General features: G+C 40.4%; 22 protein-coding genes and 2 pseudogenes. 21 read left to right on the top strand and 3 right to left on the bottom strand.

The window, feature by feature from the left end:
• The first annotated feature begins 131 nt into the window (after window positions 1-131).
• The 21 genes and pseudogenes from K5Q22_RS05425 (at window position 132) to ileS (ending at window position 22410) form a co-directional block, all read left to right on the top strand.
• On the top strand, window positions 132-1067 hold the full coding sequence (locus tag K5Q22_RS05425; RefSeq protein WP_205013732.1) for a reverse transcriptase family protein: 936 nt from the start codon (window positions 132-134) through the stop codon (window positions 1065-1067).
• Between the two features lie 639 nt (window positions 1068-1706).
• A pseudogene (gene tnpA / locus K5Q22_RS05420) lies at window positions 1707-2179 on the top strand (IS200/IS605 family transposase).
• Between the two features lie 210 nt (window positions 2180-2389).
• A pseudogene (locus tag K5Q22_RS05415) lies at window positions 2390-2894 on the top strand (ISAs1 family transposase); the annotation flags it as partial.
• 168 nt (window positions 2895-3062) lie between these two features.
• Window positions 3063-4283, top strand: a complete 1221-nt coding sequence (locus tag K5Q22_RS05410; RefSeq protein ID WP_105134487.1) for a DNA cytosine methyltransferase — start codon at window positions 3063-3065, stop codon at window positions 4281-4283.
• Window positions 4267-5031 (top strand): hypothetical protein, encoded by a 765-nt coding sequence (locus K5Q22_RS05405; protein WP_205013733.1) that lies wholly within the window; start codon window positions 4267-4269, stop codon window positions 5029-5031. The genes K5Q22_RS05410 and K5Q22_RS05405 overlap by 17 nt, the downstream gene beginning before the upstream one ends.
• Before the next feature lie 71 nt (window positions 5032-5102).
• Complete coding sequence (locus tag K5Q22_RS05400; RefSeq protein WP_205013734.1) at window positions 5103-6161, top strand: MmcQ/YjbR family DNA-binding protein; 1059 nt, start codon at window positions 5103-5105, stop codon at window positions 6159-6161.
• An 82-nt stretch (window positions 6162-6243) separates the two neighbouring features.
• On the top strand, window positions 6244-7236 hold the full coding sequence (gene asnA, locus K5Q22_RS05395) for an aspartate--ammonia ligase (protein WP_014637558.1): 993 nt from the start codon (window positions 6244-6246) through the stop codon (window positions 7234-7236).
• Window positions 7237-7368: 132 nt separating this feature from the next.
• Window positions 7369-9216 carry a translational GTPase TypA gene (typA, locus tag K5Q22_RS05390; RefSeq protein WP_044679889.1) on the top strand — a complete coding sequence of 616 codons (1848 nt, stop codon included), beginning with the start codon at window positions 7369-7371 and terminating at the stop codon, window positions 9214-9216.
• Between the two features lie 17 nt (window positions 9217-9233).
• Entirely contained in the window at window positions 9234-9524 is a 291-nt protein-coding gene (locus K5Q22_RS05385; RefSeq protein ID WP_024385052.1) for a DUF3165 family protein, read from the top strand.
• Window positions 9525-9621: 97 nt separating this feature from the next.
• Window positions 9622-10971: a UDP-N-acetylmuramoyl-L-alanine--D-glutamate ligase gene (murD, locus tag K5Q22_RS05380; RefSeq protein WP_024406981.1), complete on the top strand. Its 1350-nt coding sequence runs from the start codon at window positions 9622-9624 to the stop codon at window positions 10969-10971.
• Window positions 10972-10973: 2 nt separating this feature from the next.
• Window positions 10974-12038, top strand: a complete 1065-nt coding sequence (locus K5Q22_RS05375; RefSeq protein WP_024406980.1) for a UDP-N-acetylglucosamine--N-acetylmuramyl-(pentapeptide) pyrophosphoryl-undecaprenol N-acetylglucosamine transferase — start codon at window positions 10974-10976, stop codon at window positions 12036-12038.
• A gap of 5 nt (window positions 12039-12043) precedes the next feature.
• Window positions 12044-13126, top strand: a complete 1083-nt coding sequence (locus K5Q22_RS05370) for a cell division protein FtsQ/DivIB (protein ID WP_024406979.1) — start codon at window positions 12044-12046, stop codon at window positions 13124-13126.
• 152 nt (window positions 13127-13278) lie between these two features.
• Complete coding sequence (ftsA, locus tag K5Q22_RS05365; RefSeq protein ID WP_205013735.1) at window positions 13279-14658, top strand: cell division protein FtsA; 1380 nt, start codon at window positions 13279-13281, stop codon at window positions 14656-14658.
• A gap of 25 nt (window positions 14659-14683) precedes the next feature.
• Window positions 14684-15913, top strand: coding sequence for a cell division protein FtsZ (gene ftsZ / locus K5Q22_RS05360; protein WP_029171401.1), 1230 nt, complete (start codon window positions 14684-14686; stop codon window positions 15911-15913).
• Window positions 15914-15919: 6 nt separating this feature from the next.
• Window positions 15920-16591 (top strand): YggS family pyridoxal phosphate-dependent enzyme, encoded by a 672-nt coding sequence (locus K5Q22_RS05355; protein ID WP_202846109.1) that lies wholly within the window; start codon window positions 15920-15922, stop codon window positions 16589-16591.
• A 16-nt stretch (window positions 16592-16607) separates the two neighbouring features.
• Window positions 16608-17174 carry a cell division protein SepF gene (locus K5Q22_RS05350; protein ID WP_024406976.1) on the top strand — a complete coding sequence of 189 codons (567 nt, stop codon included), beginning with the start codon at window positions 16608-16610 and terminating at the stop codon, window positions 17172-17174.
• 4 nt (window positions 17175-17178) lie between these two features.
• Complete coding sequence (locus K5Q22_RS05345) at window positions 17179-17442, top strand: YggT family protein (RefSeq protein ID WP_002943042.1); 264 nt, start codon at window positions 17179-17181, stop codon at window positions 17440-17442.
• A gap of 2 nt (window positions 17443-17444) precedes the next feature.
• Window positions 17445-18236 carry an RNA-binding protein gene (locus tag K5Q22_RS05340; RefSeq protein WP_105242353.1) on the top strand — a complete coding sequence of 264 codons (792 nt, stop codon included), beginning with the start codon at window positions 17445-17447 and terminating at the stop codon, window positions 18234-18236.
• 8 nt (window positions 18237-18244) lie between these two features.
• Window positions 18245-18934, top strand: coding sequence for a DivIVA domain-containing protein (locus K5Q22_RS05335; protein WP_024385043.1), 690 nt, complete (start codon window positions 18245-18247; stop codon window positions 18932-18934).
• A 232-nt stretch (window positions 18935-19166) separates the two neighbouring features.
• Entirely contained in the window at window positions 19167-19610 is a 444-nt protein-coding gene (locus K5Q22_RS05330) for a GNAT family N-acetyltransferase (RefSeq protein WP_029171398.1), read from the top strand.
• Between the two features lie 10 nt (window positions 19611-19620).
• Window positions 19621-22410: an isoleucine--tRNA ligase gene (gene ileS, locus K5Q22_RS05325; RefSeq protein WP_205013736.1), complete on the top strand. Its 2790-nt coding sequence runs from the start codon at window positions 19621-19623 to the stop codon at window positions 22408-22410.
• 312 nt (window positions 22411-22722) lie between these two features.
• On the opposite strand, the gene K5Q22_RS05320 is transcribed toward ileS, so the two are convergent.
• From K5Q22_RS05320 to K5Q22_RS05310, 3 genes are all read right to left on the bottom strand, one after another.
• Window positions 22723-23031, bottom strand: a complete 309-nt coding sequence (locus K5Q22_RS05320; protein WP_002938710.1) for a DUF1827 family protein — start codon at window positions 23029-23031, stop codon at window positions 22723-22725.
• Window positions 23032-23085: 54 nt separating this feature from the next.
• Window positions 23086-23547 (bottom strand): NUDIX hydrolase, encoded by a 462-nt coding sequence (locus K5Q22_RS05315; protein ID WP_002938708.1) that lies wholly within the window; start codon window positions 23545-23547, stop codon window positions 23086-23088.
• A 185-nt stretch (window positions 23548-23732) separates the two neighbouring features.
• Entirely contained in the window at window positions 23733-25964 is a 2232-nt protein-coding gene (locus K5Q22_RS05310) for an ATP-dependent Clp protease ATP-binding subunit (protein ID WP_029752571.1), read from the bottom strand.
• Between the last annotated feature and the right edge of the window lie 114 nt (window positions 25965-26078).

Raw genomic sequence — 26078 nt, 5'->3', positions numbered from 1 at the left:
ATTTCCCAATTAGCTAAATTTTTCTTCATTGCATTTCGTAAAATTCAGCTTATTGTTAACTTACTTCACAAGTTTCGTAAGTTAAGTACTTCAAAACCACCAGCATAAAAGGTGGTTTTTTAGGAGGTAACATGAATTCAATATTGGTAAGCGAACAGCAAATTAAATTGCTTTTTAAAATAGCTATGACTGAGGATGTTATAGATTTTGTAAAAGATAATAATTTGGTTTATTCAAAATGCAAATATAATGGTGAAACAAGATTTATTTCTAGCCCTTCTGAACATCTAAAAATAATTCAACGTTGGATTGTAGATAATATTTTAGTCCAAAAGTCAATATCGGATGTTGCTCATGCTTATGTTCGAGAAAAATCAATTTTCACTAATGCTAGAGTTCATGTTGGTAATAAAGCTATTTTAAAGATGGATATAAGTAATTTTTTTGATTCAATTCCAATAACAAAAGTAAAGGAAATATTCCTATCTTTAGGTTACAATTCAGCAGTTTCTCAAGTTTTTGCTGAGTTATGTACTAATAATGGTTATGTAAGACAAGGCTTCGTGACTAGTCCGTTTATCTCAAATATAATTTTGAAAGACTTTGATGATAAACTGATAAATACATTGAAAAAATCATGTTATTCAAAATACGAATTTAAATATACTAGGTATGCAGATGATATTACTATTTCATCAAAATATAAAGTGAAGTCTAAGTTAAAAGAAATAGAACAAGAAGTTATGGACATATTAGAAGTTTCTGGTTTTAGTGCTAATTTAGGAAAAACTAGATTGATTATAGGTGAAAGTCCTAAAAAAATAACTGGAATTATAGTTAAAGAATCCTCCATTTCTGTTCCTAATCGGTTTAAAAAAGAATTGCTTAAGGAGTTATATTACTGTAGAAAATTTGGAGTAATATCACATCTCATTTATACAGGTAACTATGGAAAATTAAATTATATTGAACATCTTAAAGGTTTAGCAATGTTCATAAAAAATACGGATCAAAAATTCTATGAAAGTGTTATTTCTCAAATAAGTGAACTGGATTTAAATAGTTAAGAAAGTGATTATTTAGTTATAAAAAATTTGAGGCTATAGTTTTGCTTTTTAGTTGATTGTCTTTCTTCCCCTTTACCTCCCTTCTAACTATAGTTAGATAATAGTTCTATCAACTAGATAGGACTATTTTTTTGAATTTAGGTTTTAAGGTTCAGTTGTTGGAGTCGATGCAATTTTATTTTATTGATCTGGTGTGTTTTAGGATGTGCTTTATGCACCAGAGATTTTGATTAATTGTATTATTAAAAGAGGAAAAAGATGATGTATAGAACTAGAATGAAAAAAGGTGAAATAAAAAACATACAAAAACTAAGGTGTTTCAAGGTGAACCTATAAAACAAGAACATATAAGAGAAGCATTTGAATTTAGCTATAGTATGGCATTTGTAGATGGTTTTCATCGAAATAAACGTTCAGGTGGAATCCATAATAGATCAGTTTATGAAGTTTTCGTCAATACCTTTAGAGGTAAAATTGCGGATTTTCTTGTAAGTGGCTGTTTTATTATGGCTTCGGGTCAGTTTTTCTCGTAGAGAAAAACAAGAAAACCACCAGCTATGCTGGTGGCTGGCTTTGAGCTTCCATTTCTTTTTCCAGTTATAATCTAATTGTTCAGGTTAGATAAATGAGGAAAAAGAAATGGCTAAAACCAGTTACAGTTTATCACATACCAAATGGATGTGCTCTATCACATAGTTTTCACACCTAAGTACCGTAGAAAATCCATTTACTACAAAATTAGACAGGACTTAATTGATATTTTTCGTCATCTATGTCAATACAAGGGCGTGGGAATCATTGAGGGACACATGATGCCAGACCATGTTCATATGCTTGTCTTGATACCCCAAAAACTTTCGATTTCCGATTTTATGGGATATTTGAAAAGTAAAAGTGCTCTAATGATATTTGATAAACATGCTAATTTGAAATATAAGTATGGAAATCGAAAGTTTTGGGCTAGAGGCTACTATGTTAGTACCGTTGGGCTGAACGAAAAGACAGTTGCGAAATACATTCGCGAGCAGGAGAAAAATGACATTGCACTTGATAAATTGAGCGTCAAAGAGTATGAAGATCCATTTTCAGATGGCAGTTTTAGAACAAGATAAAAGCCCGTTGTTACGGGCATTAGTCAAGTAATTATAGCACTAACCTGAACGAAGTTCAGCGAACGTCTTTAGACGTCGCTGGAGAGAAACGGCTTATAGCCGGTGTACAAGCCACCCGTTTTCACGGGTGGTTATGACTAGTCAAGGTAGAGAGATGAGTCAGATCGAACTGTCAACCATGGGGATTGGAGATCTTTTGGTAGATAAAATCTCTATTTCAGTGATGTCAAATTGTTATCTCAGTTGACAGAGAAAGTCTGTTATTATCAGACCATCGAAAAGGCAAGCAGTCAGATTGAGGTGAGGGATTACTGGGTTTCTCACGATGTGAAATGGCTGAGCCAACGCCCCCCCCCGAAATGGCAGAAACTTCGTGGGATTGGGATGACTAAGAATACCATTGATAAAGACGGTATCATCACGGAAGAAATTCGTTACTTTATTCTCAATTTCAAGGGTGATGTGCAGATTTTTTCTCAGGTTGTTCGTGGTCGTTGGTCGGTTGAGAGCCTATATTGGCTATTAGATGTAGTTTACCGAGAAGACAAGAACCAAGCCTTAGATAAACGAGTGACCTTCAATTTGAACGCCGTTTGCAAGATCTGTCTTCATCTATTACTTTCCTAAGGAAAAGCTGAGTCATCGTCGTAAACAGCGTTACATTTCAGTTCATGTGGAGGATTATTTGCCACAATTATTTGGAAATCGAGGATAATGTGATAGTGCAAAAGTAGGCCCTAGATTTAGAATAGCAAAATTCACGTTCAAAAGGAGAGAAGAAAGTTTTCATGCGTACGGCGTGGAATAGGATATCGCATTCTTGTGAACGATTTGAAATTAAGGTATAATTGATAAGATATAAGAAAATTAATGGAGTGTCTTTGTGAAAGTAAGAAAACCTAGAGTGATTAGCCTATTCTCGGGTGCAGGTGGAATGGACTTGGGATTCGAAAAAGCCGGCTTTGAGATAGCCTATGCAAATGATATAATGCCAGAAGCAGTAAATACATATAATAAAAATTTTTCACATCAATCAGTCTTAGCAGATATCACGACGGTTAAAAGTGAGGAACTTCCAGATGATATTGACGTTGTAATAGGAGGGTTTCCGTGTCAGGGATTCTCCATTGCAAATAAAAATAGGAATACTGAAGACAAGCGAAACTTTCTCTATTTAGAGATGTTGAGAATAATTAAAGATAAGAAGCCTAAATTTTTTTTGGCAGAGAATGTAAAAGGTATTTTGTCCTTAGGGAAGGGCAAAGTTATTCAAATGATTATCAAAGATTTTGAAAGTATCGGCTACAAGGTTGACTATAAATTGGTTAACGCAGCGGAATATGGTGTTCCACAAGCAAGGGAACGTGTCTTAATTATGGGAAACCGAATAGGGGCTGAAAATAAATTCCCGGAAACGACTCATTCTTTAACTGGTGAAAATCTATTGATGCCTCAAGCAATTACAACTGAGACAGCAATTGGGTGGCTTTCAGATGTTCCGTTGAAACCCACGGATCAAAAAGTAGATGGAAAGCTAGTAAAAAATCATATAGCTAGTGAAAATGTGAAAGATAAGTTTTGGGGAAGAAAGTATGATGTAAACCAACACGAAATTTGTGATTATTTGAAATATTGGAGAGATAAAGCAGGATGGTCGACTAAGAAGATTGATGATCATTTTGGTTACAAATACACTGCGGGACATTGGTTTAGGAAAGATAATAATTCTGGAAGTATCCCAAAGCCGAGTGATTGGTGGGAATTGAAAAAAATACTTGGATTCGATGATAAATATGATAAGCAAGTGACGACATTTGTGGAGAAACCAATAAAATTTGAACAATCACTTAGGATTACGAACTGGGATAGGCCAAGTGATACAATTACCGGAACAGGGCCTGAAATTCATGTGAACAAAGAGCGTAGATTGAGTGTGCGAGAGACAGCGATTCTACAAAGTTTTCCATTAGAATTTGAATTTACGGGTAGCTTAAATAAAATGTATTTACAAGTTGGAAACGCAGTACCTCCTTTATTAGCTCAACGAGTTGCGGAAAGTATAAAATTAAATATGGAGAACAGTTCAGATGCTGACAAATGTTGAAATTGAACAAAAAGAATTAAAATATCTAAAGAAATTTTATCATTTTTTGAAGTATGTCGAAGATGAAATGATTGAAGGATTTAATTCCAAAGAGAAAATCCGAAGTGATTGGGATGGAAAATATGGCAAGGAAATTTCGGAATTTGCTGTTGGGGCGGAGCGAATTGTATATGCATTATTAAATGGTCGTGCATTTGGAACGCCAAATTCTAATCCTGTATCAAGTGATATGTTTTTTGAAGTCGAAGATGCATTTATTCACCTGGATATGAAGACGGTTGTAACAGACAACTTGGGAGATATTACTGGTTCTATTTTTGTGGGGGAGAACCAAAATTCTTATGCTGGTGTTATTAAAAAAAGGAAGGGAGTAGAAGAATTATACTCACCAAATATTCCGAAATATTATAGTCAGGGAACTCCAAATGAAAAGTTGACTTTGAGTTATTTTGTTGTGATATTATCTAATTCTGAGACTTTGGAAGTTGAAATGGTATCAATAATGTGTATGCCTAATGGTCAATTACATAGTCATTACGGGTCTAGGCCCCTGCAGGCTGGAAAGAATCCAGGAAAAGCTCGTTTTAAATTCAGTGAATGCGATAAATTTGAATTGTTAAACAATGAGTCTCGCATTATGGTTTCTTATGTGAACAAGAAGATACCTGTTAATGTCAAAGAAAGATTAAAGTTCTTTTTTGACGACCAATTATATAATTGCGAATTAAAATCTCGTTTCAAAGGATAATGTGGCTTAGAGTCGAAAATATTTCGGCTCTATTTTAAATAATATGGTGAAATAAGTAGAAGAGGAGTAGTATGAACAAAACTAATTCTTACCAAGCCAACCTCCCCTCTCTCATCCCTTTCGGTTTCATCTTTTCCGACAATCGTTACATCTACCGTGAGGTGTTCATGGAGGGGCAGTTTGAGGTGGTGGTGGAGGTTGATGAGGCTGGTCAGCTGTCGTCTTATGTCTGGGATTGTGAGATGGAGGAGGTCTATACCGCCCATCTGGTGACTGCGCCAGCTGGGGCTTTTGTGGGGCAGGTGCGTGAGACTTATCAGTCCATTTTGGATCGAGTAGAGGAGGCTTGTTGTATCGCTCTGCCATTTTCCAAAGACCAAAGCAACCGCATAGCTCAGCTCATCAAGGAGGAGTGGGGTGATCTACCTGATTATCCCTTTGCCAAGTCGCCCGAGACAGGTGCTTTTCGTCATCCTGCCAATAGCAAGTGGTACGCTTTGGTGACTCAGGTCAAGCGGGGGCAGCTGGATGGGAGCGCTGACCAAGAGCTGGTGGAGATTGTCAATCTCAAGGTTGACGGTCGGGAAATAGCAGAGCTGCTGAGTCAGTCGGGCATCTACCCAGCTTATCACATGTCCAAGAAAACCTGGGTGTCAGTCTTGCTCGATAATACTGTGGAAGATGAAGCAATTTTGGTCCTCCTTGAAAAGAGCCGCTATCTGGTAGGACCAAAATCCTACAAGGCGGAGCAAGGGCCTGATTACTGGGTTATTCCAGCCAATCCAAAGGTCTATGATATTGATACCGAGTTTGCGGAAAATAAGGTAGTCTATTGGTCGCAAAAATCAACCATTCAAGCTGGGGACATCGTAGCCATCTATGTGACGGCACCAGTACAGGCCATTCGCTATGTCTGCCGTGTCTTGGGGGCGAACTTGGAAAATCGCGGGGAATCAGACATTCCAACAGAAAAGAAATTGATGCAGGCGGAATTGCTCGCTCAGTTTTCCGATGATGTTTTGCCGAGAGCGCGCATGATGGATTTGGGAGTCAGGGCGGTGCGTGGTCCTAGACGCTTGACAGAGGGCGTGATAGAAGTACTGACATCCGAAGTGAAAAACCTCCATTAAATTATCAGAATATTTAATAAAAAGACTTTACAAGTAGGTAAAAAAGAGTATAATAAGGTGTATAAATTTAAGGAGGTAAGGTATGAAGAAAAGCTTCATTCATCAGCAAGAGGAGATTTCTTTCGTCAAAAATACATTTACACAGTATTTGAAAGACAAGCTAGAAATCGTAGAAGTGCAAGGACCGATTTTGAGTCGTGTCGGGGATGGTATGCAGGATAATTTATCCGGTGTGGAGAATGCGGTCACTGTTAATGTGAAGTTAATTCCAGACGCGACCTATGAAGTGGTTCACTCGCTTGCTAAGTGGAAGCGCCATACCTTGGCTCGATTCGGTTTTAATGAGGGAGAAGGGCTCTTTGTTCACATGAAGGCTCTTCGTCCTGATGAGGATTCCTTGGATCCCATTCACTCAGTATACGTGGATCAATGGGACTGGGAGAAGGTCATCCCTGATGGTCGTCGGAATTTAGCTTACTTGAAAGAAACAGTGGAGCAGATTTACAAGGCTATCCGTCTGACCGAATTGGCAGTTGAAGCTCGTTATGATATTGAGTCTGTTTTGCCTAAGAAAATCACATTTATCCACACGGAGGATTTGGTCAAGAACTTCCCAGACTTGACACCAAAAGAGCGTGAAAATGTGGTTGCCAAAGAATACGGTGCGGTCTTCCTAATCGGTATTGGTGGTGAACTGGCAGACGGTAAACCACATGATGGACGCGCCCCAGACTATGATGACTGGACAAGCCCATCAGAAGCAGGCTATAAAGGACTCAATGGAGACATCTTGGTTTGGAACGAAGCACTTGGTTCAGCCTTTGAGTTGTCCTCAATGGGGATTCGTGTGGATGAAGAAGCGCTGAAGCGCCAGGTTGCTATTACAGGCGACGAGGACCGTTTGGAATTTGATTGGCATCGTGCCCTTTTGAATGGTCTCTTCCCGCTTTCGATTGGTGGCGGTATCGGTCAATCCCGTTTGGCCATGTTCTTGCTTCGTAAGAAACATATCGGTGAAGTGCAGTCCAGCGTTTGGCCACAAGAAGTGCGCGATAATTTTGAGAACATTTTATAAGAGATTGGCTTCAATCTCTTTTCTTCTGCTTTCAATCTGCTATCTGAAAACATTTACAACAAGATTATCTGTGATTTTTACGCCAATCTATGATATACTTTTTTAGTTAAATTAAAATATACAGAGGATATTATGACAAAACTTAGAGAAGACATCCGTAACGTAGCCATTATTGCCCACGTTGACCACGGAAAAACAACCCTCGTTGATGAATTATTGAAACAATCCCAAACGCTTGATGAGCGCACAAACCTTGATGAGCGTGCAATGGACTCTAACGACCTTGAAAAAGAGCGTGGTATCACCATCCTTGCAAAAAATACTGCCGTAGCTTATAACGGTACTCGTATCAACATCATGGACACACCAGGACACGCGGACTTCGGTGGTGAGGTTGAGCGTATCATGAAAATGGTTGACGGTGTTGTGCTTGTCGTGGATGCTTACGAAGGGACTATGCCACAGACTCGTTTCGTATTGAAAAAAGCCCTTGAACAAAACTTGACACCAATCGTGGTTGTTAACAAGATTGACAAACCATCTGCTCGTCCAGAAGAAGTTGTAGATGAAGTGCTTGAACTCTTCATCGAATTGGGTGCAGATGATGACCAGTTGGAATTCCCCGTGGTTTACGCATCAGCTATCAACGGTACTTCATCTTTGTCTGACAATCCAGCAGACCAAGAAGAAACAATGGCACCAATTTTCGATACCATCATCGAGCATATCCCTGCACCAGTGGATAACTCAGATGAGCCTTTGCAGTTCCAAGTATCCCTTTTGGACTATAACGACTTCGTAGGTCGTATCGGTATCGGTCGTGTCTTCCGTGGTACTGTTAAAGTTGGTGACCAAGTTACCCTTTCTAAACTAGATGGCACAACGAAAAACTTCCGCGTTACAAAACTCTTTGGTTTCTTCGGTCTTGAGCGTAAAGAAATCCAAGAAGCAAAAGCTGGTGATTTGATTGCCGTTTCTGGTATGGAAGACATCTTCGTTGGTGAAACTGTGACTCCGACAGATGCAGTTGAGGCACTTCCAGTTCTTCGTATCGATGAACCAACCCTTCAAATGACTTTCTTGGTAAACAACTCACCATTTGCAGGTCGTGAAGGTAAATGGGTGACATCTCGTAAGATTGAAGAGCGCCTTTTGGCTGAGTTGCAAACGGACGTTTCTCTCCGTGTTGACCCTACTGACTCTCCAGATAAATGGACTGTTTCAGGTCGTGGTGAATTGCACTTGTCTATCTTGATTGAAACCATGCGTCGTGAAGGCTATGAGCTTCAAGTATCACGTCCAGAAGTTATTATCAAGGAAATTGACGGCGTGAAAATGGAGCCATTCGAGCGCGTGCAAATCGATACTCCAGAAGAATACCAAGGTTCTGTTATCCAATCCCTATCTGAGCGTAAGGGTGATATGTTGGATATGGTTGCGACAGGTAATGGTCAAACTCGTCTTGTTTTCCTAGTGCCTGCGCGTGGTTTGATTGGTTATTCAACAGAATTCCTTTCAATGACTCGTGGTTACGGTATCATGAACCATACTTTCGACCAATACTTGCCTGTTGTTCAAGGTGAAATCGGTGGCCGCCACCGTGGTGCTTTGGTTTCTATCGATCAAGGTAAGGCAACGACCTACTCTATCATGCGTATTGAAGAGCGTGGTACCATCTTTGTCAACCCAGGTACTGAAGTGTACGAAGGAATGATTATCGGTGAAAACTCGCGTGAAAATGACTTGACAGTTAACATCACAACTGCAAAACAAATGACCAACGTTCGTTCAGCTACCAAAGACCAAACGTCTGTAATTAAGACACCACGTATCTTGACTCTTGAAGAATCACTAGAATTCTTGAACGATGATGAATACATGGAAGTAACGCCAGAATCTATCCGTCTTCGTAAGCAAATCTTGAACAAGGCAGAGCGTGATAAGGCTGCGAAAAAGAAAAAATTAGCGACTGAGGAATAATTTCTAGGAGAAGAAGCATGTTTTATTTAATCCTCGCCATCATGTTAGTACTTTTTTATATTTTTATTGCACCTCGCAATATTAAGGGGACTATGAATTTGATTGCGGCAGTATTTTTACTGGTAGCATTAGCGATTGCCTTGGTACTTGGATTTTTAAGAATCATGCAATTTTCAAAGGAAATTTGGGTTGGTCTACTAATGATTCTGATTGGTTTTTGGGCGATGCGGGATATTTATTATCTCGATAAAGAACCTAAAGACAGGCAGAGGAGAACAGAGCGACCTGATCCTTATAGATATAGATGAAATTAACCGACGCTTTGCGTCGGTTTTTCTGTCCTCTGGCTTGAAAAAGGTCTTCGTAAAGGGTAAAATAAGGTGTTAGAAAGTAAAGGTAATTGAGATGAAGATGATTGATATTGTAAAAAATAAGAAAGTGTTAGTGCTAGGTTTAGCTAAATCAGGGGAATCCGCAGCCCGTCTCCTGGATAAATTGGGTGCTATCGTCACTGTTAACGATGGAAAGCCTTTTGAAGAAAATCCGACTGCTCAATCTTTGTTGGAAGATGGTATCCGTGTTATTTGCGGGAGCCATCCCTTGGAATTGTTGGATGAAGATTTCGCTTTGATGGTAAAAAATCCAGGAATTCGCTATGATAATCCCATGGTTGAAAAAGCAATTGGAAAAGGAATTCCAGTATGGACAGAGGTTGAATTGGCCTACTTGGTATCAGATGCTCCAATCGTGGGGATTACAGGTTCGAACGGTAAGACAACGACAACGACCATGATTGCAGAAGTCTTGAATGCTGGAAATAAACCTGCAAAATTATGTGGAAATATTGGTTACCCAGCATCTTCGGTCGCTCAAACTGCAACTGCAGAGGATACCTTGGTCATGGAATTATCGTCTTTCCAGTTAATGGGGACAGAATCTTTCCGCCCGCATATTGCTGTTGTGACTAATCTTATTGCCAGTCATATTGATTATCATGGGACTTTTGAAGACTATGTAGCAGCAAAATGGATGATTCAGCGTCAGATGACGGCTGAGGATTTTGTAGTGCTCAACTTCAACCAGAAAGAAGCCAAGGAATTGGCTGGACAGACCAAAGCAACTGTAGTTCCTTTTTCTACGCTGGAAGTGGTTGATGGAGCTTATTTGGCAGATGGAAAACTCTATTTCAAGGGTGAATACATCATGGATGCGGACCAAATTGGTGTTCCAGGTTCACACAATGTTGAAAATGCCTTGGCAACAATTGTAGTTGCAAAATTGTTGGGAGTAGACCACCAAGCGATTCAGGAAAGTTTGTCTGCCTTTGGAGGAGTCAAACACCGCCTGCAATTTGTAGGTGAGATCAATGGTGTTTCCTTCTACAATGATAGTAAGTCTACCAATATCTTGGCGACTCAAAAAGCTCTTTCAGGGTTTGACAATAGCAAGGTCATTTTGATTGCAGGCGGCTTGGACCGTGGCAATGAATTTGATGAATTAGTCCCTGATTTAGTCGGACTAAAGAAAATGGTGATCCTTGGTCAATCAGCTCCCCGTGTTCAACGTGCAGCAGATAAGGCAGAAGTGGAAACGATAGAAGCTCTTGATATTGCGGATGCGACTAGAAAAGCCTTTGCCATGGCAGAAAGAGGAGATATTGTCCTGTTAAGTCCAGCCAATGCAAGCTGGGATATGTATGCCAATTTTGAAGTGCGTGGTGACGTCTTCTTACAGACCTTTGAGGAGTTGAAATAATCATGAAAAAAATTGTTTTTACAGGCGGAGGGACTGTTGGGCATGTGACGCTCAATCTCCTTTTGATTCCGCGATTTTTGGAAGAAGGTTGGGAAGTTCACTATATTGGTGATGGGAACGGTATTGAACATGAGCAGGTTGTGAAATCAGGTTTAGATGTCCATTTTCATTCTATTTCGACTGGGAAATTACGCCGTTATTTCTCTTTCCAAAATATGTTGGATATATTTAAAGTTGGTTTCGGTGTTCTTCAATCCTTGGTCATTATTGCTAAAATTCGTCCGCAAGCTCTTTTTTCAAAAGGTGGATTTGTATCGGTTCCGCCAGTTATTGCGGCTAATTTGCTGCGGGTTCCGGTCTTTATCCATGAATCAGACTTAACAATGGGATTGGCCAATAAAATTGCCTATAAATTTGCGACAACCATGTATAGTACTTTTGAGCAACCTGCCAGCTTGACTAAAGTAAAACATGTTGGTGCGGTTACAAAAGTGGGGCAAACGAATGACAAAGTTACACCAATTCAGTTGCCAGAAATTCTCAGTCACTTCGATAAAAGTCTGCCGACCTTACTGTTTGTAGGCGGTTCGGGTGGTGCCAAGGTCTTTAATGATTTAATCAGTCAGAATAGTGCTGCTCTGACCGAACGATTCAATATTATCAACTTGACAGGGGACAGTAGTCTCAACCAATTAGATAAAAACCTATATAGAGTTGACTATGTGACAGAACTTTATCAACCCTTGATGGATTTAGCAGATGTCGTTATTACCCGTGGTGGTTCCAATACTCTGTTTGAGTTGATTGCCATGCAACAACTCCATTTGATTGTGCCACTAGGAAGGCAGGCCAGTCGAGGGGATCAGATTGAAAATGCTCTCTATGCAGAGAAAAAGGGATATTCTAAGCAGATTGATGAAAGTCAATTGACATTTGCCAGTCTGTTAGTAGAAGTTGATGAGCTATTGAAAAATAAGGAATTTTATATCCAAAACATGGCAAATTCTAATGAAATTCAGTCAGTAGATAGTTTTTACAATTTGCTTAGAGAAGATATGGGAAGGTAGGTTCTATGACGGAAAAAGATTCAAATGTAGAAGAATCAGTGCTAGAAGTGGAACAGGCATCCCAAGTAGAATTGGATTCAGAACAAATTTCACCAGCGGAGAAAGGATCTGTATTAGCCGAAGAAAAAGGACTTTCTACGGATGTAGACATACCTGAGATGACTGCTCCGGATGATGAAAAAAGTGCCTTTTTCGAACAATGGAAAGCACGCCACCAAGCCTACCTTGCTCATAAAGATGAGGCAGATGTTCAGGCAGTTGACGAAGGGCAGACAGAACAGAAGAGCCCAAAAGCTAGAAAGAGTAAAAGAGTCCTTTTTCAGGGAATAAACAGAAGACAAGAGAGTCGGGAATCCAAAAAGGAAACAGAGAAAGAGGTTCAAACTTTAAAAGTTGATATTCCTTCCAAGGTAGTGTGGAAAGCCGTTCCAGTTCTTGTGACGAGCTTGTTATTGGCAGCCTTGGCTCTGTATTTTATTTCTCCAACCAGCAAGAAAAAACAAATAGAGGTCGTTGGAAATGAGCGACTAACTGCTGAGCAAGTAGAAAATTATAGCCTTATCTCTCCAGATGATTATATTGTAACCATAGCTTTGCATGCAGATGCTTACGCAAAGAATATTAAGAAGAATAGTTCGTCTGTAGAGACTGCAACAATCAAGTTCCAGTTTCCAGCTACCTTTACGATTCAAATTAAAGAATACGCTATAATAGGCTACATTCAGCAACAAAGTCAGTGGTATCCAGTATTGTCTAGTGGAGAGGTTGGTGGAGAGTCGATTTCACAGGATTCCTTGCCAGAAGGCTACCCAACGATTAATTTATCCGACAAGGAATTAATCAAGGAACTGGCCATTGAATTGGGGAAAATAGATACAGGAATTCGTTCTGCTATTCAGACAATAAATTTAACGCCAAGTAAAGTGACCGCGGATTTGCTGACACTCAATATGGCAGATGGGAACACGGTTTTAGTTCCATTGAGTGAGATTAGTCAGAAGTTGCCTTACTATACAAAAATAGCGGCAGAAGTGACAGTTCCAACGACAATTGATATGGAAGTTGGCATTTATAGATATGCAAGCTAAAATAGACAATTTTGTAAAGAAAAAGTAATAAAAAAATCCTTTAAAAACACCATAATTCGATATAATATGGTATAATGAATGATGACTAATTATACTATTTTTCAAAATGGAAGATGATTTGTTAAAGTTGGAAGTAAGAGAGGACTGATAGAATGGCTAGAAACGGCTTTTTTACGGGATTAGATATTGGTACAAGCTCCGTTAAAGTCTTGGTTGCAGAATATATTGATAACGAAATGAATGTGATTGGGGTCAGCAATGTAAAAAGTGCTGGCGTCAAAGATGGAATTATTGTAAATATTGAGGTGGCTGCTGGAGCGATTAAAAAAGCGATCGAGCAGGCAGAAGAAAAGTCAGGTATCCGCATTGAAAAGGTAAATGTTGGATTACCTGCCAACCTTCTTCAGATTGAACCAACTCAAGGGATGATTCCTGTTACAACAGACTCACAAGAAATTACAGACTTGGATGTTGAGAATGTTGTAAAATCAGCATTGACAAAGAGTATGACTCCGGAACGCGAAGTGATTTCATTTATTCCAGAAGAGTTCACTGTCGATGGATTCCAAGGCATTAAGGACCCTCGTGGAATGATGGGAATTCGCTTGGAAATGCGTGGTATGCTGTACACAGGACCACGTACCATTCTTCACAATCTTCGTAAAACGGTGGAGCGTGCAGGTGTCCAAGTTGAAAATATTGTAATTTCTCCGTTGGCACTAACTCGCTCTGTATTGAATGAAGGTGAACGTGAGTTTGGTGCGACTGTCATTGATCTTGGTGGTGGTCAAACGACTGTGGCTGTTATGCGTGGCCAAGAGTTGCAATACACAAACATCTACCAAGAAGGTGGAGATTATATCACAAACGATATTTCAAAAGTATTGACAACATCAAAGAGTATTGCTGAAAACTTGAAATACAACTACGGCATTGCCTATCCGCAAGATGCAAGTGATAAGGAAAAGTTCACTGTCGAAGTGATTGGAGAAAACGCTCCAGTTGAAGTGACCGAGCGCTACCTTTCAGAAGTGATTGCGGCACGTTTGCGTCAGATTTTTGACCGTGTGAAACAAGATTTGGAGCGTACACGTGCTCTAGATTTACCAGGAGGTATTGTTCTTGTAGGTGGTGGTGCTATCTTACCAGGAATTACAGAATTGGCCCAAGAAGTGTTTGGTGTTAACACTAAACTTTTTGTTCCAAATCAAATTGGTATCCGCAATCCAGCATTTGCAAGTGTGATTAGCTTTGTTGAGTATGTTGGTGAGTTAGAAGATGTTGAAAATATTGCCCAACATGCAGTAAATGGCGAGACTACCTTGAGACATAAGCCAGTTGAAATTCCTGTTGCTCGTCCTCGAACTAGTCAGCCAATTCAAAGAGAAATCGTGAACGAATTGAACACAGTCGATCAGGTAGAGGAACAAGTTGCTCCTACTTACCATGATGAGGAAGAAGAAGTTCGTCCAGCTGCTAAGGGAAACATCACAGATCGCATTCGTGGTTTGTTTGGCAGCATGTTTGAATAAGAGAAAAGAAAAGGTGATTTAAACTATGGCATTTTCATTTGAAGCAGCAGCTAGTCATGGTGCTGTCATTAAAGTAATCGGTGTCGGCGGTGGTGGCGGAAACGCGATTAACCGTATGATTGAAGAAGGTGTTGCTGGGGTTGAGTTCATTGCAGCAAACACAGATGTACAAGCGCTAAGTAGCTCTAAAGCTGAAACAGTTATCCAACTAGGTCCTAAATTGACTCGTGGTTTGGGTGCTGGAGGTCAACCTGAGGTTGGTCGTAAAGCTGCTGAGGAAAGCGAAGAAGCATTGACTAATGTATTAACTGGTGCAGATATGGTCTTCATCACTGCTGGTATGGGCGGTGGTTCAGGGACTGGTGCGGCTCCTGTTATTGCACGTATTGCAAAAAACTTGGGTGCGTTGACTGTCGCAGTTGTGACTCGTCCGTTTGGTTTTGAAGGAAATAAACGTGGAAACTTTGCGATTGAGGGAATTGAAGGTCTTCGCGAACAAGTAGATACACTTTTAATTATTTCAAACAACAACCTTCTTGAAATTGTTGATAAGAAAACACCGCTTTTAGAAGCACTAAGCGAAGCTGATAATGTTCTTCGTCAAGGTGTTCAAGGAATTACAGACTTGATTACAAATCCTGGTTTGATTAACTTGGACTTTGCAGATGTGAAGACGGTTATGGAAAACAAAGGAAACGCCTTGATGGGTATCGGTATCGGTACTGGTGAGGACCGAGTGATTGAGGCGGCTCGTAAAGCGATTTATTCTCCTCTTCTTGAAACAACAATTGATGGTGCAGAGGATGTCATTGTCAATGTTACAGGTGGTTATGACATGACTCTGACAGAAGCAGAAGATGCTTCAGAAATCGTTAATCAGGCTGCGGGTCAAGGTGTTAACATTTGGTTGGGTACATCTATTGATGAAACAATGAAAGATGAGATTCGTGTGACTGTTGTGGCTACAGGTGTTCGTCAAGATACTGCTGATAAACCAGTCCGCCATCGCACGGAAGCTGTTTCACCACGCCCTTCTCAACGCTTTGATCATTCAGTAGCGTCAGCACCAACTCGTGGAGCTGTACAACAAACTGAAGCGCCGAAAGCTTCTGCCTTCGGAGAGTGGGATTTGCGTCGTGAAAACTTGATTCGTCCAACTGACGCAGAACCAACATCTACTGTTTCCGTCGAAAAATTTACAATGGATCAAGATGAGGATGAATTGGATACACCACCATTCTTCCGTAATCGCTAAACTAAAATGAATTTTCAAAAGAATAAGGATGCTATCTTTTCAGCAGTTGCAAAAGCTGCTGAGAAGACAGGTCGTCCGAGTGAATCAGTAAAGGTAATAGCTGTCACCAAATATGTTGACAGCTCTATTGCTAATCAGCTAGTGAATACTGGAATTACTCATATTGGAGAAAATCGAGTCGATCAGTTTTTAGAAAAGTATAATGCCCTAGCAGACAAACAATTGACATGGCATTTGATAGGGACTTTACAGAGAAGAAAGGTCAAGGACATTATTCCATTTGTTGATTATTTCCACGCCCTAGACTCTGTCAAACTAGCTCAGGAAATAGATAAACGTGCGACTAAAATAGTCAAGTGTTTCCTCCAAGTCAACGTTTCCGGTGAGGAGAGTAAGCATGGCTTTGCAGTATCTGAGATTGATGCGGCACTTGCTGAAATTAGTTTATTGGAGAACATTGAACTTGTTGGATTGATGACGATGGCACCGATTGATGCTACAGATGATGAATTAGACGAGATTTTTTCTAAAATGCAGGAAATCCAAGAAGAACTAGCTACAAGGAACTTACCACGTATGCCCTTTACAGAGTTAAGTATGGGAATGAGTGGGGACTTTGAACGCGCCATTGCTCACGGAGCTACATATGTGAGAATTGGCTCAGCATTCTTTGAATAATGGAGAGGAGGAAAATATGGCATTAAAAGATACATTTAAGAACTTATTTAATTACTTTGAAGTTGACGAAGTCAATGAAGTTGAAGAACAGGCAGATGCCTATTCAATGCCTAATGATCGTCCTAAAATGCGTGTTGCCAATACTACTACAGCTGCACCTGTGCGCGAACAGCAGCCAAAAGTAGAGACGCGTCGGGAAGCACGTTCAGAAAGTCAACTTCAACGCCTACATGAAAGGCAGCAAGAATTGATGACTAATAATAACGAAAAAGAGATTGTCAAAACTACAATTGATATTAAGTTTCCAAAACGTTATGAAGATGCACCAGAGATGGTAAATCTTTTATTAGACAATGCGAGTATTCTCATTGATTTTCAATATATGTCGGAGCAACAAGCAAGACGTTGCCTAGACTACTTGGATGGTGCTCGTTCAGTATTATCTGGAAATTTGAAAAAGGTCTCAAATACCATGTGGCTGTTAACTCCAGTAAATGTCACTGTCAATATTGAAGAATTGCGCAATGCTGGTACAACTACTGGTGCGGCTGATTCAAATTTTGACTTTGATATAAAACGGTAACGCTATGCAAATTTTGATTTTTTTACTATTAAAAATTGTAGAAATTTATTCCTATCTCTTATTGGCATACGCTTTGCTAAGTTGGTTTCCTAGCCTATACACAAGCTCGATTGGACGTTTGATTCAATGGCTGGTAGCACCCATTTTAAAACCCTTTAGGCGATTTAATCTACAATTTATGGGGTTGGATTGGACCGTAATGGCAGCCATGATTGCGCTTAATATGGGAACTCGCTTCTTGGTTCAATTATTGCTACTGTTAGCATAGTTATGAAAAATGACAAAAACTTATTGCAACATTTTTCTAGGGAAGAAAGAGAGTTTGTAGAGAAAATAATGGATATGTGTCAGCAAGTTGAAGATACGTATTCATATAGATTAACTCACTTTTTACATCCTAGACAAGATGAAATTGTATGCAAAATTGCTAACTACTACCAGTTACAAACGTTTTCTAGTCGGGACTTTGTTTCGACTGAACATTCGCGGGTTATTATTGCCCCGGCTTATTATGAGTTGGACATCAAGGACTTTGAGTTAACCGCTCTTCATTTGTCCTATGCTAGAAAATTTCACACCTTATCCCATTCACAAGTTCTTGGAACTTTTCTCAATCAACTAGGGATTAAAAGGGAGTATTTGGGTGATATTTTGATTGATGATGAACGATTGATTGTCTTTATCGATCAGAAATTTGGGCAGATTGCCTTACAATCTATCACTAAAATTGCTCGTGTCCCTGTTAAGGGAAAGGAAGAAGAATGGATGACTGTTCGACTACCAATTGGACAGGAATGGCGTTCAAAGGATGTATTGGTTTCCAGTATGAGATTGGATAAAGTGATTTCGGTCGCATTTAATCTTTCAAGGGCAACTGCAAATAAGTTGATTGAGGCTGGACATGTGAAGTTGGATTATGTTCTGACAGAACAAACCAGTAAATTAGTTGAAATAGGGCAATTAATTAGTGTTAGGAGATATGGTAGAGTTCGCCTAAATGAATTTTTAGGTTTTTCTAAGCAAGGGAAGATAAAATTAAAGTTAGACATTGTTAAAACTTAGGAGGAAAGATGGCACTTACAGCATTAGAATTAAAAGATAAAACCTTTGCTACAAAATTTAGAGGATACGACGCAGATGAAGTTGATGACTTTTTGGACATTGTAACGCGTGATTATGAGGATTTAATTCGTAAAAATCATGACCAAGAGTTAGAATTGAAAAATTTGCGGGAACGTTTGGCTTATTTTGATGAGATGAAAGAATCATTGAGTAAATCAGTTCTTTTAGCTCAAGATACAGCTGAGAAAGTAAAGGTTGCGGCCGAAGATCAAGCGGCAAATATTATTAAACAAGCTGACTATGATGCGGCAACATTGTTACATGAAGCTAAAGATAAGGCAAATGAAATTCTTCGTAATGCGACTGACAACGCGAAAAAAGTTGTCATTGAGACTGAAGAATTAAAAAACAAGACACGTATTTTCCATCAGCGTCTGAAATCAACAGTAGAAAGCCAATTATCATTGGTTAATTCATCTGAATGGGAGGAGATCCTTCGCCCAACAGCAAGTTACATTCAAACAAGTGATGAGGCTTTCCGTGATGTTCTTCATAAGGCTTTGGATGAAGAACTACCTGTTGAAGAAGAAAGTTTGGATTATACACGTCAATTGACACCAGAAGAAATTGCAGAATTAACTCGTCAGGCAGCAGCTTTTGAGAGTGGAGAGTCTGTAGAAATTTCAACAGAAGAATAATAAAGATCATAAGCAGAGACACGGTCGGTAGAAATATTTATAGCGAGTAGGAGATGGTGGAAGCCCTACAATCTCTTTCTATGGATCATCACTTTGTTTGATTTTTCCTGAAAATAGTAAGGAAAGACGGCCCGTTCACGTTACGAACATAGAGGGATAGGGGAAACTCTATCTAAACTAAGGTGGTACCACGAACTTTCGTCCTTATTTGGCGGGAGTTTTTTTTATTTTTATGATACGATTAGAATTAGTAAACAAGGACAACTTTGAAGCAGTGTTACAAGTTCAACTTGCACCTGAGGACCAGCGCCGAGTGGCATCGGTTGAATATTCTTTAGCCCAAGCTTGGCTATATAAAGATTCGGGAATGATTCTACCATATGCTGTGCTATCTGGCGGAAAAGTTGTTGGTTTTGCAATGTTATCTATTGAACCCAAAGATAATAGTTATTATTTATGGCGCTTGTTGATTGATAAGGATTTTCAAAATCGTGGATACGGAAAGGAAGCCATCCAGCAAATGATTGGAAAGGCGAAGGCGGATCCGCTTTGTCATAAAATTTCTATAAATTATGTTATTGGCAATCATAAAATGAGGTACATTTTAGAAAAACTTGGTTTTCAATCCGTTGGTTTAGAAGGCCAAGAAATGAAAATGGAATTAATTATAAGATAAAGGAGTTATGATGAAACTAAAAGAAACACTCAATTTAGGTAAGACAGCATTTCCTATGCGTGCAGGCTTACCAACACGTGAACCAGAATGGCAAAAGGCTTGGGATGAAGCAAACTTGTATGCTCGTCGCCAAGAACTCAATGAAGGCAAACCTGCTTTCCACCTCCACGATGGCCCTCCCTACGCTAACGGAAATATCCACGTTGGACACGCCTTGAACAAGATTTCTAAAGATATTATCGTTCGCTCTAAGTCAATGTCTGGCTTCCGTGCGCCATTTGTACCGGGTTGGGATACGCATGGTCTTCCTATTGAGCAAGTCTTGGCAAAACAAGGTGTTAAGCGCAAGGAAATGGACTTGGTAGAATACCTTGAAATGTGCCGTGACTACGCTCTTAGTCAAGTTGACAAGCAACGTGATGATTTCAAACGCTTGGGTGTTTCTGCAGACTGGGAAAATCCATACATCACCTTGACAAAAGACTACGAAGCAGCTCAAATCCGTGTCTTCGGTGCTATGGCAGACAAGGGCTATATTTACCGTGGTGCCAAGCCTGTTTACTGGTCATGGTCATCTGAATCTGCCCTTGCAGAAGCTGAAATTGAATACCACGACATTGACTCAACATCTCTTTATTATGCTAACAAGGTCAAAGATGGCAAGGGGCTCTTGGATACAGACAGCTACATCGTTGTCTGGACAACGACTCCATTTACAGTAACGGCTTCTCGCGGTTTGACAATGGGAGCAGACATTGACTATGTCTTGGTTCAACCAGCTGGTTCTGACCGTAAGTATGTCTTGGCAGAAGCCTTGGTTGATAGCTTGGCAGCCAAATTCGGTTGGGAATCCTTCGAAGTGATTTCAAAACACAAGGGTGCTGAGTTTGAATACATCGTGACCGAACACCCATGGGATAGAGAAGTTGATGAATTGGTTATCTTGGGTGACCATGTCACAACGGACTCGGGTACTGGTATCGTCCATACAGCTCCAGGTTTTGGTGAGGATGACTATAATGTCGGTGTCAAATATGACTTGGAGGTTGCGGTAACTGTCAATGAACGTGGCTTGATGAATGAAGCTGCGGGTCCTGATTTTGAAGGGCAATTCTATGACAAGGTTGTACCAACGGTTAAGGAAAAATTAGGCGACTTGCTCCTTGCTAGTGAAGTGATCAATCACTCCTACCCATTTGACTGGAGAACCAAGAAGCCAATCATCTGGCGTGCAGTACCGCAATGGTTTGCCTCTGTTTCTAAATTCCGTCAGGAAATCTTGGACCAAATCGAAGCAACGACCTTTATTCCTGCTTGGGGTAAAACACGTCTTTACAACATGATCCGTGACCGCGGTGACTGGGTCATCTCTCGTCAGCGTGCTTGGGGTGTGCCGCTTCCAATCTTCTATGCAGAAGATGGTACAGCGATTATGACCAAGGAAGTGACAGACCACGTTGCTGCCCTTTTTGAAGAGCATGGTTCTATCATCTGGTGGAAATCAGAAGCAAAAGATCTTTTGCCAGCTGGTTTCACTCATCCAGGTTCACCAAATGGCGAATTTACCAAAGAAACAGACATCATGGACGTATGGTTTGACTCTGGTTCATCTTGGAATGGTGTCATGAACGCCCGTGAAAATCTTGCCTACCCAGCAGACCTCTACCTAGAAGGTTCTGACCAATACCGTGGTTGGTTTAACTCATCCTTGATTACCTCTGTAGCCGTAAATGGTCATGCACCATACAAGGCTGTCTTGTCACAAGGTTTTGTCTTAGATGGCAAAGGTATGAAGATGTCTAAATCTCTAGGCAATACCATTCTACCAAGTGATGTTGAGAAACAATTTGGTGCAGAAATCTTGCGTCTGTGGGTGACATCCGTTGATACATCAAACGATGTGCGTGTGTCTATGGATATTCTTGGACAGGTTTCTGAAACCTACCGTAAAATCCGTAATACCCTTCGCTTCTTGATTGCCAACACTTCTGATTTCAATCCTGCAAGTGATGCAGTGGCTTACGAAGAGCTTCGTTCTGTTGACCAATATCTCTTGGTGAAATTTAACAAATTGGTAGCCCAAATCCGTGAAGCCTACGACAATTATGATTTCATGGGTATCTACAAATCTGTAGTAAACTTTGTAACTCTTGATTTATCAGCCTTCTACCTCGATTTTGCCAAAGATGTTGTCTACATTGATGGTGCTAAATCACTTTCTCGTCGTCAGATGCAGACAGTCTTCTATGACATCTTGGTGAAAATTACCAAGCTCTTGACCCCAATCTTGCCACATACGGCAGAAGAAATCTGGTCATACTTGGAACACGAAGCAGAAGAGTTTGTACAATTGGCGGAAATGCCAGAGGTGGAAACCTTTGCCAATGAAGCGCAGCTTTTGGCTGATTGGGAAAACTTTATGGTCTTCCGTACTCAGGCACAAAAAGCCTTGGAAGAAGCACGTAATGCCAAAGTCATCGGTAAGTCACTTGAAGCTCATTTGACTGCCTATGTCTCAGCTGAAACCAAGTCCTTCTTGGAGAGCTTGAATGCAGACCTTGCTCAGTTGCTTATTATTTCTAATCTTACAGTAACAACGGAAGTAGCTCCTGAAAGTGCTGTTCTGGTAGAAGAAGTTGCCTTTACTGTAGAGCGTGCAAGCGGTGAAGTATGTGACCGTTGCCGCCGTATTGATACTAGCGTTGTAGAACGTAGCTATGGTGCGACAATCTGTGACCACTGTGCAAGCGTAGTGGAAGAAAACTTTGCTGAAGCAGTAGCTCAAGGTTTTGAAGCGTAAGTAATCACAATACATTTGTTAAAGTCTATCTAGCGATAGGCTTTTTTTGTAATACTCTTCGAAAATCAAAATTATCCGTTGTCACGAGCCTTGATGAGTGAAAAGCTCCATTGGAGCTTCAGAACGTAGACAAACTCCTAAAAATATAAAAATTGAAGAAGTTTGCGAAAGATAGCAAGTCATTAAACTCTTAGAAACATTGATATTTCGGCGTTTCTGAGAGTTTTTTTTATTTTCAACATAAAGAAAAAAGATTGAAGAAAATTGTCCAAAATGGACTTTTTCTTCAATCTGAAGAAGCCAATTGGCTTCTTACACTTCTGCGATAATGGGAATAGACATTTCAATCAAACGGTCTGTGTGAATCGTTTGAATGGCAGCCTTGTTAATAGTTCGTTCATCAATTTTTCGATGAAGGAAGAAATCACGAATTTGCTCGATTTCATTTTGTTGTACTGCACGGTATTTATTACTGATCAAGAGTTCATAATGACGGGGTGCCTGTGTGAAAATAACGTCTGTATTCCCTGCAGAATAAGTCTCTACTAGGAAAGCATCAGTATTAGCCAACTGGCTTTGGACAAGATTGGGATGACTATTTGTCGTGTTAATGATTTTCATGTGGAACCTCCTCTATCTCTTTGGCTACATTATAGCACGATTAGAGTGTTTTTACTAGTTATTGAATGAATTTTCTTGCAATTTCCATTGTTCAATGCCCCATTTGTGACTACCACGTTTGAGTTTATCGATGGCTTCATTGACTGGGAACCAGGCAATATGGTTGAAATCTTCTAGTGGTTGTCCTATTTGATGGTAGCTAGTTACTTCGTAGATGTAGGCTGGATTATAGAAATGGGTATCGCGGTGGCTAGAGTAGAAGTATTCGTCAGCCTGACCAAAGTATTTTCCGATTTCAGCGGTGAATCCAAGCTCTTCCATCAATTCGCGCTCTAAGGCAATGAGGTGATTTTCTCCCTTTTCAATTTCTCCACCAGGAAGAAACCAAGCTCCGTTTGGTGCTTGAACGAGTATAATCTGTTCTTTCTTTTCATCTGGGATAACTGCGTAAACACCAAAGCGACTCTGGTAGCTGACGCCAGCCTTCTTTTCTCCAAATACAGCGATTTTCTCCATAGGCAATTCTATCCTCTTTCATAATTGGAATGAGTTGTATACATTATACCACTTTTTTATTATTTTTCCTTGTGATAGGCTTTACAAAGTAAAGTTTTTTTATAGGATGGAGATGGGGAAAAATTTAGAAAAATAGAGTATCAAAACAGTAAAATAGGCTACTCGTAGGGAGCAGCTCTATTTTCTTATTTTGTCTTTGTTTGTGCCTTGATTTGAATTGTACCTTTACTTGACATGACAGCACGTAGGTCTTTTTCTGCTGGATGTTCTAAGTAGAAGTCGGTGATAGCATCTTCAATCTGATCTTGGATGGTTCTGCGTAGTGGACGAGCTCCCATCTTTGGATCGTAGCCAAGGTCCACTAATTTCTCCTTAACTTTATCTGTTACATGGAGGCTGATGCCATTGTGAGAAAGGCGTTTGTTTACATCGTCTAGCATGAGGCTGACGATTTCAAGTAGGTTTTCCTTGCTCAGTGGTTGGAACTCAATAATGCCGTCAAATCGGTTCATAAATTCAGGTGTGAAGAAATTGCTAAGTTGGCCAAGGACTGATTGAGTCCGCCCTTCCATAGCCGCACCAAAACCGACACTTGCTTCAACTTTTCCAGTACCAGCATTTGATGTCATGATGATGATGGTATCTTTGAAGCTGACTGTCCGCCCTTGTCCATCTGTCAGACGCCCATCGTCTAAGACCTGAAGGAACATGTGCATGACATCTGGGTGGGCTTTTTCAACTTCGTCAAGGAGGATGAGTGAATAAGGATTACGACGGACTTTTTCAGTCAATTGTCCAGCCTCCTCATAGCCTACATAGCCTGGAGGAGCTCCGACGAGTTTAGCGACAGCGTGTTTTTCCATGTATTCGGACATGTCGAAGCGGATCATGCTGTCCGCCGAACCGAAGAGTTCGATAGCTAATTGTTTAGACAATTCGGTTTTACCGACACCTGTTGGTCCGACAAAGAGGAAGGATCCAATTGGACGATTTGGAGCACCGAGACCGACACGATTACGGCGGATGGCTTTAGCTATCTTGTCAACTGCTTCATCTTGTCCGATAACATGGGCTTTTAAGTCACTAGCGAGGTTCACAAGCTGGGACTGTTCTTTTTCTTTTAAATCACCAACTGGGATATTTGTTTTTTGCTCAACGATGGCCTCAATTTCTTTCTCAGTAATGAGTGGAATATCTTCCTCGCTGATAGTTGCCTTTTGCATCTCCTTGTACTTAGCAATTTGGTCACGGAAATAGGCCGCTTTTTCATAGTCCTCATCTCGTGTAGCTTGTGCTTTACGATTTTCGGCATCAATTAGGCGTTGGTCAATTTCTTTTGGATCAATAAAGTTGAGGGTCAAATTCATTTTTGAACCAGCTTCATCCAGAAGGTCAATAGCCTTGTCAGGTAGGAAACGGTCTTGAATGTAGCGGTTGGACAGTACTGCGGCAGCTTCGATAGCTGCATCGGAGTATTTAACATGATGGTAATCCTGGTATTTATTTTGGATACCTTTGAGAATGGTAATGGTTTCTTCGACACTTGGTTCTTCAACTTTTACGGGTTGCATACGGCGCTCTAGGGCGGCATCTTTTTCGATAATACGGTACTCGTTGAGCGTTGTTGCACCGACTAGTTGCATTTCACCACGTGCGAGGGCTGGTTTGAGGATATTGCCAGCATCCATGTTGCCATCGCCTGCAGAACCAGCACCGACAATTTCGTGAATCTCGTCAATAAAAAGAATGATTTCGCGACGATTACGGATTTCTTCCATGAGTTTTTGCATGCGTTCTTCAAATTGTCCGCGGATACCTGTTCCTTGTACGAGGCTGACAACATCCAGACGAATGACTTCCTTGTCTCGTAATTTCTGTGGCACATCGCCATCGACAATTTTTTGAGCCAAGCCTTCAACAACCGCTGTTTTACCTACTCCAGGCTCACCGATAAGAACAGGGTTATTTTTTGTACGACGGTTGAGAATTTCTATGACACGTGTAATTTCTTGATCGCGACCGATTACTGGATCAATATCCCCACGACGGGCAATTTCGGTAACGTTGATACCAAATTCTTCAAGGAGCCCATTTGGTTGTTGGGGTTGTTGCGGAGGAGGGGTCTGTCCACCACGTCCATTATGCCCACCACCGGCTTGAGTGGGAGGAGTCTGTTCGCGATTTTTTCCAGCAGGGGTATTGCCAGGATAGCCACCTAGGTGATTGAAGAATTCACTAAAGGGATCCATATTGTTAGGATTTGTTAAATCTCCCAACCCACGTAGGATAGCATTATTAGGGTCTGTTTTCATGATTTGATAGCAGTTGTGACAGAGGTCTACCTGCTGTTGTTTACCGTTTAAGTTGGTGTAGAGATGGATCGTTGCGTCGTTGATATTACAATTTTTGCAGAGCATAATTCTACCTCTTTCTGTGAAAAATGTGACCTATTGTTAAATAGTCAAAAAAGGTCAGTTCTAGCTTTATTATAACAAGATTCATAGAAAAATCAAGAAACTGCTACGCTTGGA

The sequence above is a fragment of the Streptococcus sp. 2018162 genome (assembly GCF_019754175.1).
Classification (GTDB): Bacteria; Bacillota; Bacilli; order Lactobacillales; family Streptococcaceae; genus Streptococcus; species Streptococcus hashimotonensis.
This window is presented reverse-complemented; position numbering and strand designations above follow the sequence as displayed.

Excerpts from the sequence above, each read along its gene's own strand:
- typA (WP_044679889.1), top strand. The coding sequence starts at position 7,369 with ATGACAAAACTTAGAGAAGACATCCGTAACGTAGCCATTATTGCCCAC.
- K5Q22_RS05345 (WP_002943042.1), top strand. The coding sequence starts at position 17,179 with ATGCAAATTTTGATTTTTTTACTATTAAAAATTGTAGAAATTTATTCC.
- murD (WP_024406981.1), top strand. The coding sequence starts at position 9,622 with ATGAAGATGATTGATATTGTAAAAAATAAGAAAGTGTTAGTGCTAGGT.
- K5Q22_RS05350 (WP_024406976.1), top strand. The coding sequence starts at position 16,608 with ATGGCATTAAAAGATACATTTAAGAACTTATTTAATTACTTTGAAGTT.
- K5Q22_RS05405 (WP_205013733.1), top strand. The coding sequence starts at position 4,267 with ATGCTGACAAATGTTGAAATTGAACAAAAAGAATTAAAATATCTAAAG.
- K5Q22_RS05385 (WP_024385052.1), top strand. The coding sequence starts at position 9,234 with ATGTTTTATTTAATCCTCGCCATCATGTTAGTACTTTTTTATATTTTT.
- K5Q22_RS05315 (WP_002938708.1), bottom strand. The coding sequence starts at position 23,547 with ATGGAGAAAATCGCTGTATTTGGAGAAAAGAAGGCTGGCGTCAGCTAC.
- K5Q22_RS05320 (WP_002938710.1), bottom strand. The coding sequence starts at position 23,031 with ATGAAAATCATTAACACGACAAATAGTCATCCCAATCTTGTCCAAAGC.
- K5Q22_RS05310 (WP_029752571.1), bottom strand. The coding sequence starts at position 25,964 with ATGCTCTGCAAAAATTGTAATATCAACGACGCAACGATCCATCTCTAC.
- K5Q22_RS05370 (WP_024406979.1), top strand. The coding sequence starts at position 12,044 with ATGACGGAAAAAGATTCAAATGTAGAAGAATCAGTGCTAGAAGTGGAA.
- K5Q22_RS05330 (WP_029171398.1), top strand. The coding sequence starts at position 19,167 with ATGATACGATTAGAATTAGTAAACAAGGACAACTTTGAAGCAGTGTTA.
- K5Q22_RS05400 (WP_205013734.1), top strand. The coding sequence starts at position 5,103 with ATGAACAAAACTAATTCTTACCAAGCCAACCTCCCCTCTCTCATCCCT.
- K5Q22_RS05355 (WP_202846109.1), top strand. The coding sequence starts at position 15,920 with ATGAATTTTCAAAAGAATAAGGATGCTATCTTTTCAGCAGTTGCAAAA.
- K5Q22_RS05425 (WP_205013732.1), top strand. The coding sequence starts at position 132 with ATGAATTCAATATTGGTAAGCGAACAGCAAATTAAATTGCTTTTTAAA.
- ftsA (WP_205013735.1), top strand. The coding sequence starts at position 13,279 with ATGGCTAGAAACGGCTTTTTTACGGGATTAGATATTGGTACAAGCTCC.
- ftsZ (WP_029171401.1), top strand. The coding sequence starts at position 14,684 with ATGGCATTTTCATTTGAAGCAGCAGCTAGTCATGGTGCTGTCATTAAA.
- asnA (WP_014637558.1), top strand. The coding sequence starts at position 6,244 with ATGAAGAAAAGCTTCATTCATCAGCAAGAGGAGATTTCTTTCGTCAAA.
- K5Q22_RS05340 (WP_105242353.1), top strand. The coding sequence starts at position 17,445 with ATGAAAAATGACAAAAACTTATTGCAACATTTTTCTAGGGAAGAAAGA.
- K5Q22_RS05375 (WP_024406980.1), top strand. The coding sequence starts at position 10,974 with ATGAAAAAAATTGTTTTTACAGGCGGAGGGACTGTTGGGCATGTGACG.
- ileS (WP_205013736.1), top strand. The coding sequence starts at position 19,621 with ATGAAACTAAAAGAAACACTCAATTTAGGTAAGACAGCATTTCCTATG.
- K5Q22_RS05335 (WP_024385043.1), top strand. The coding sequence starts at position 18,245 with ATGGCACTTACAGCATTAGAATTAAAAGATAAAACCTTTGCTACAAAA.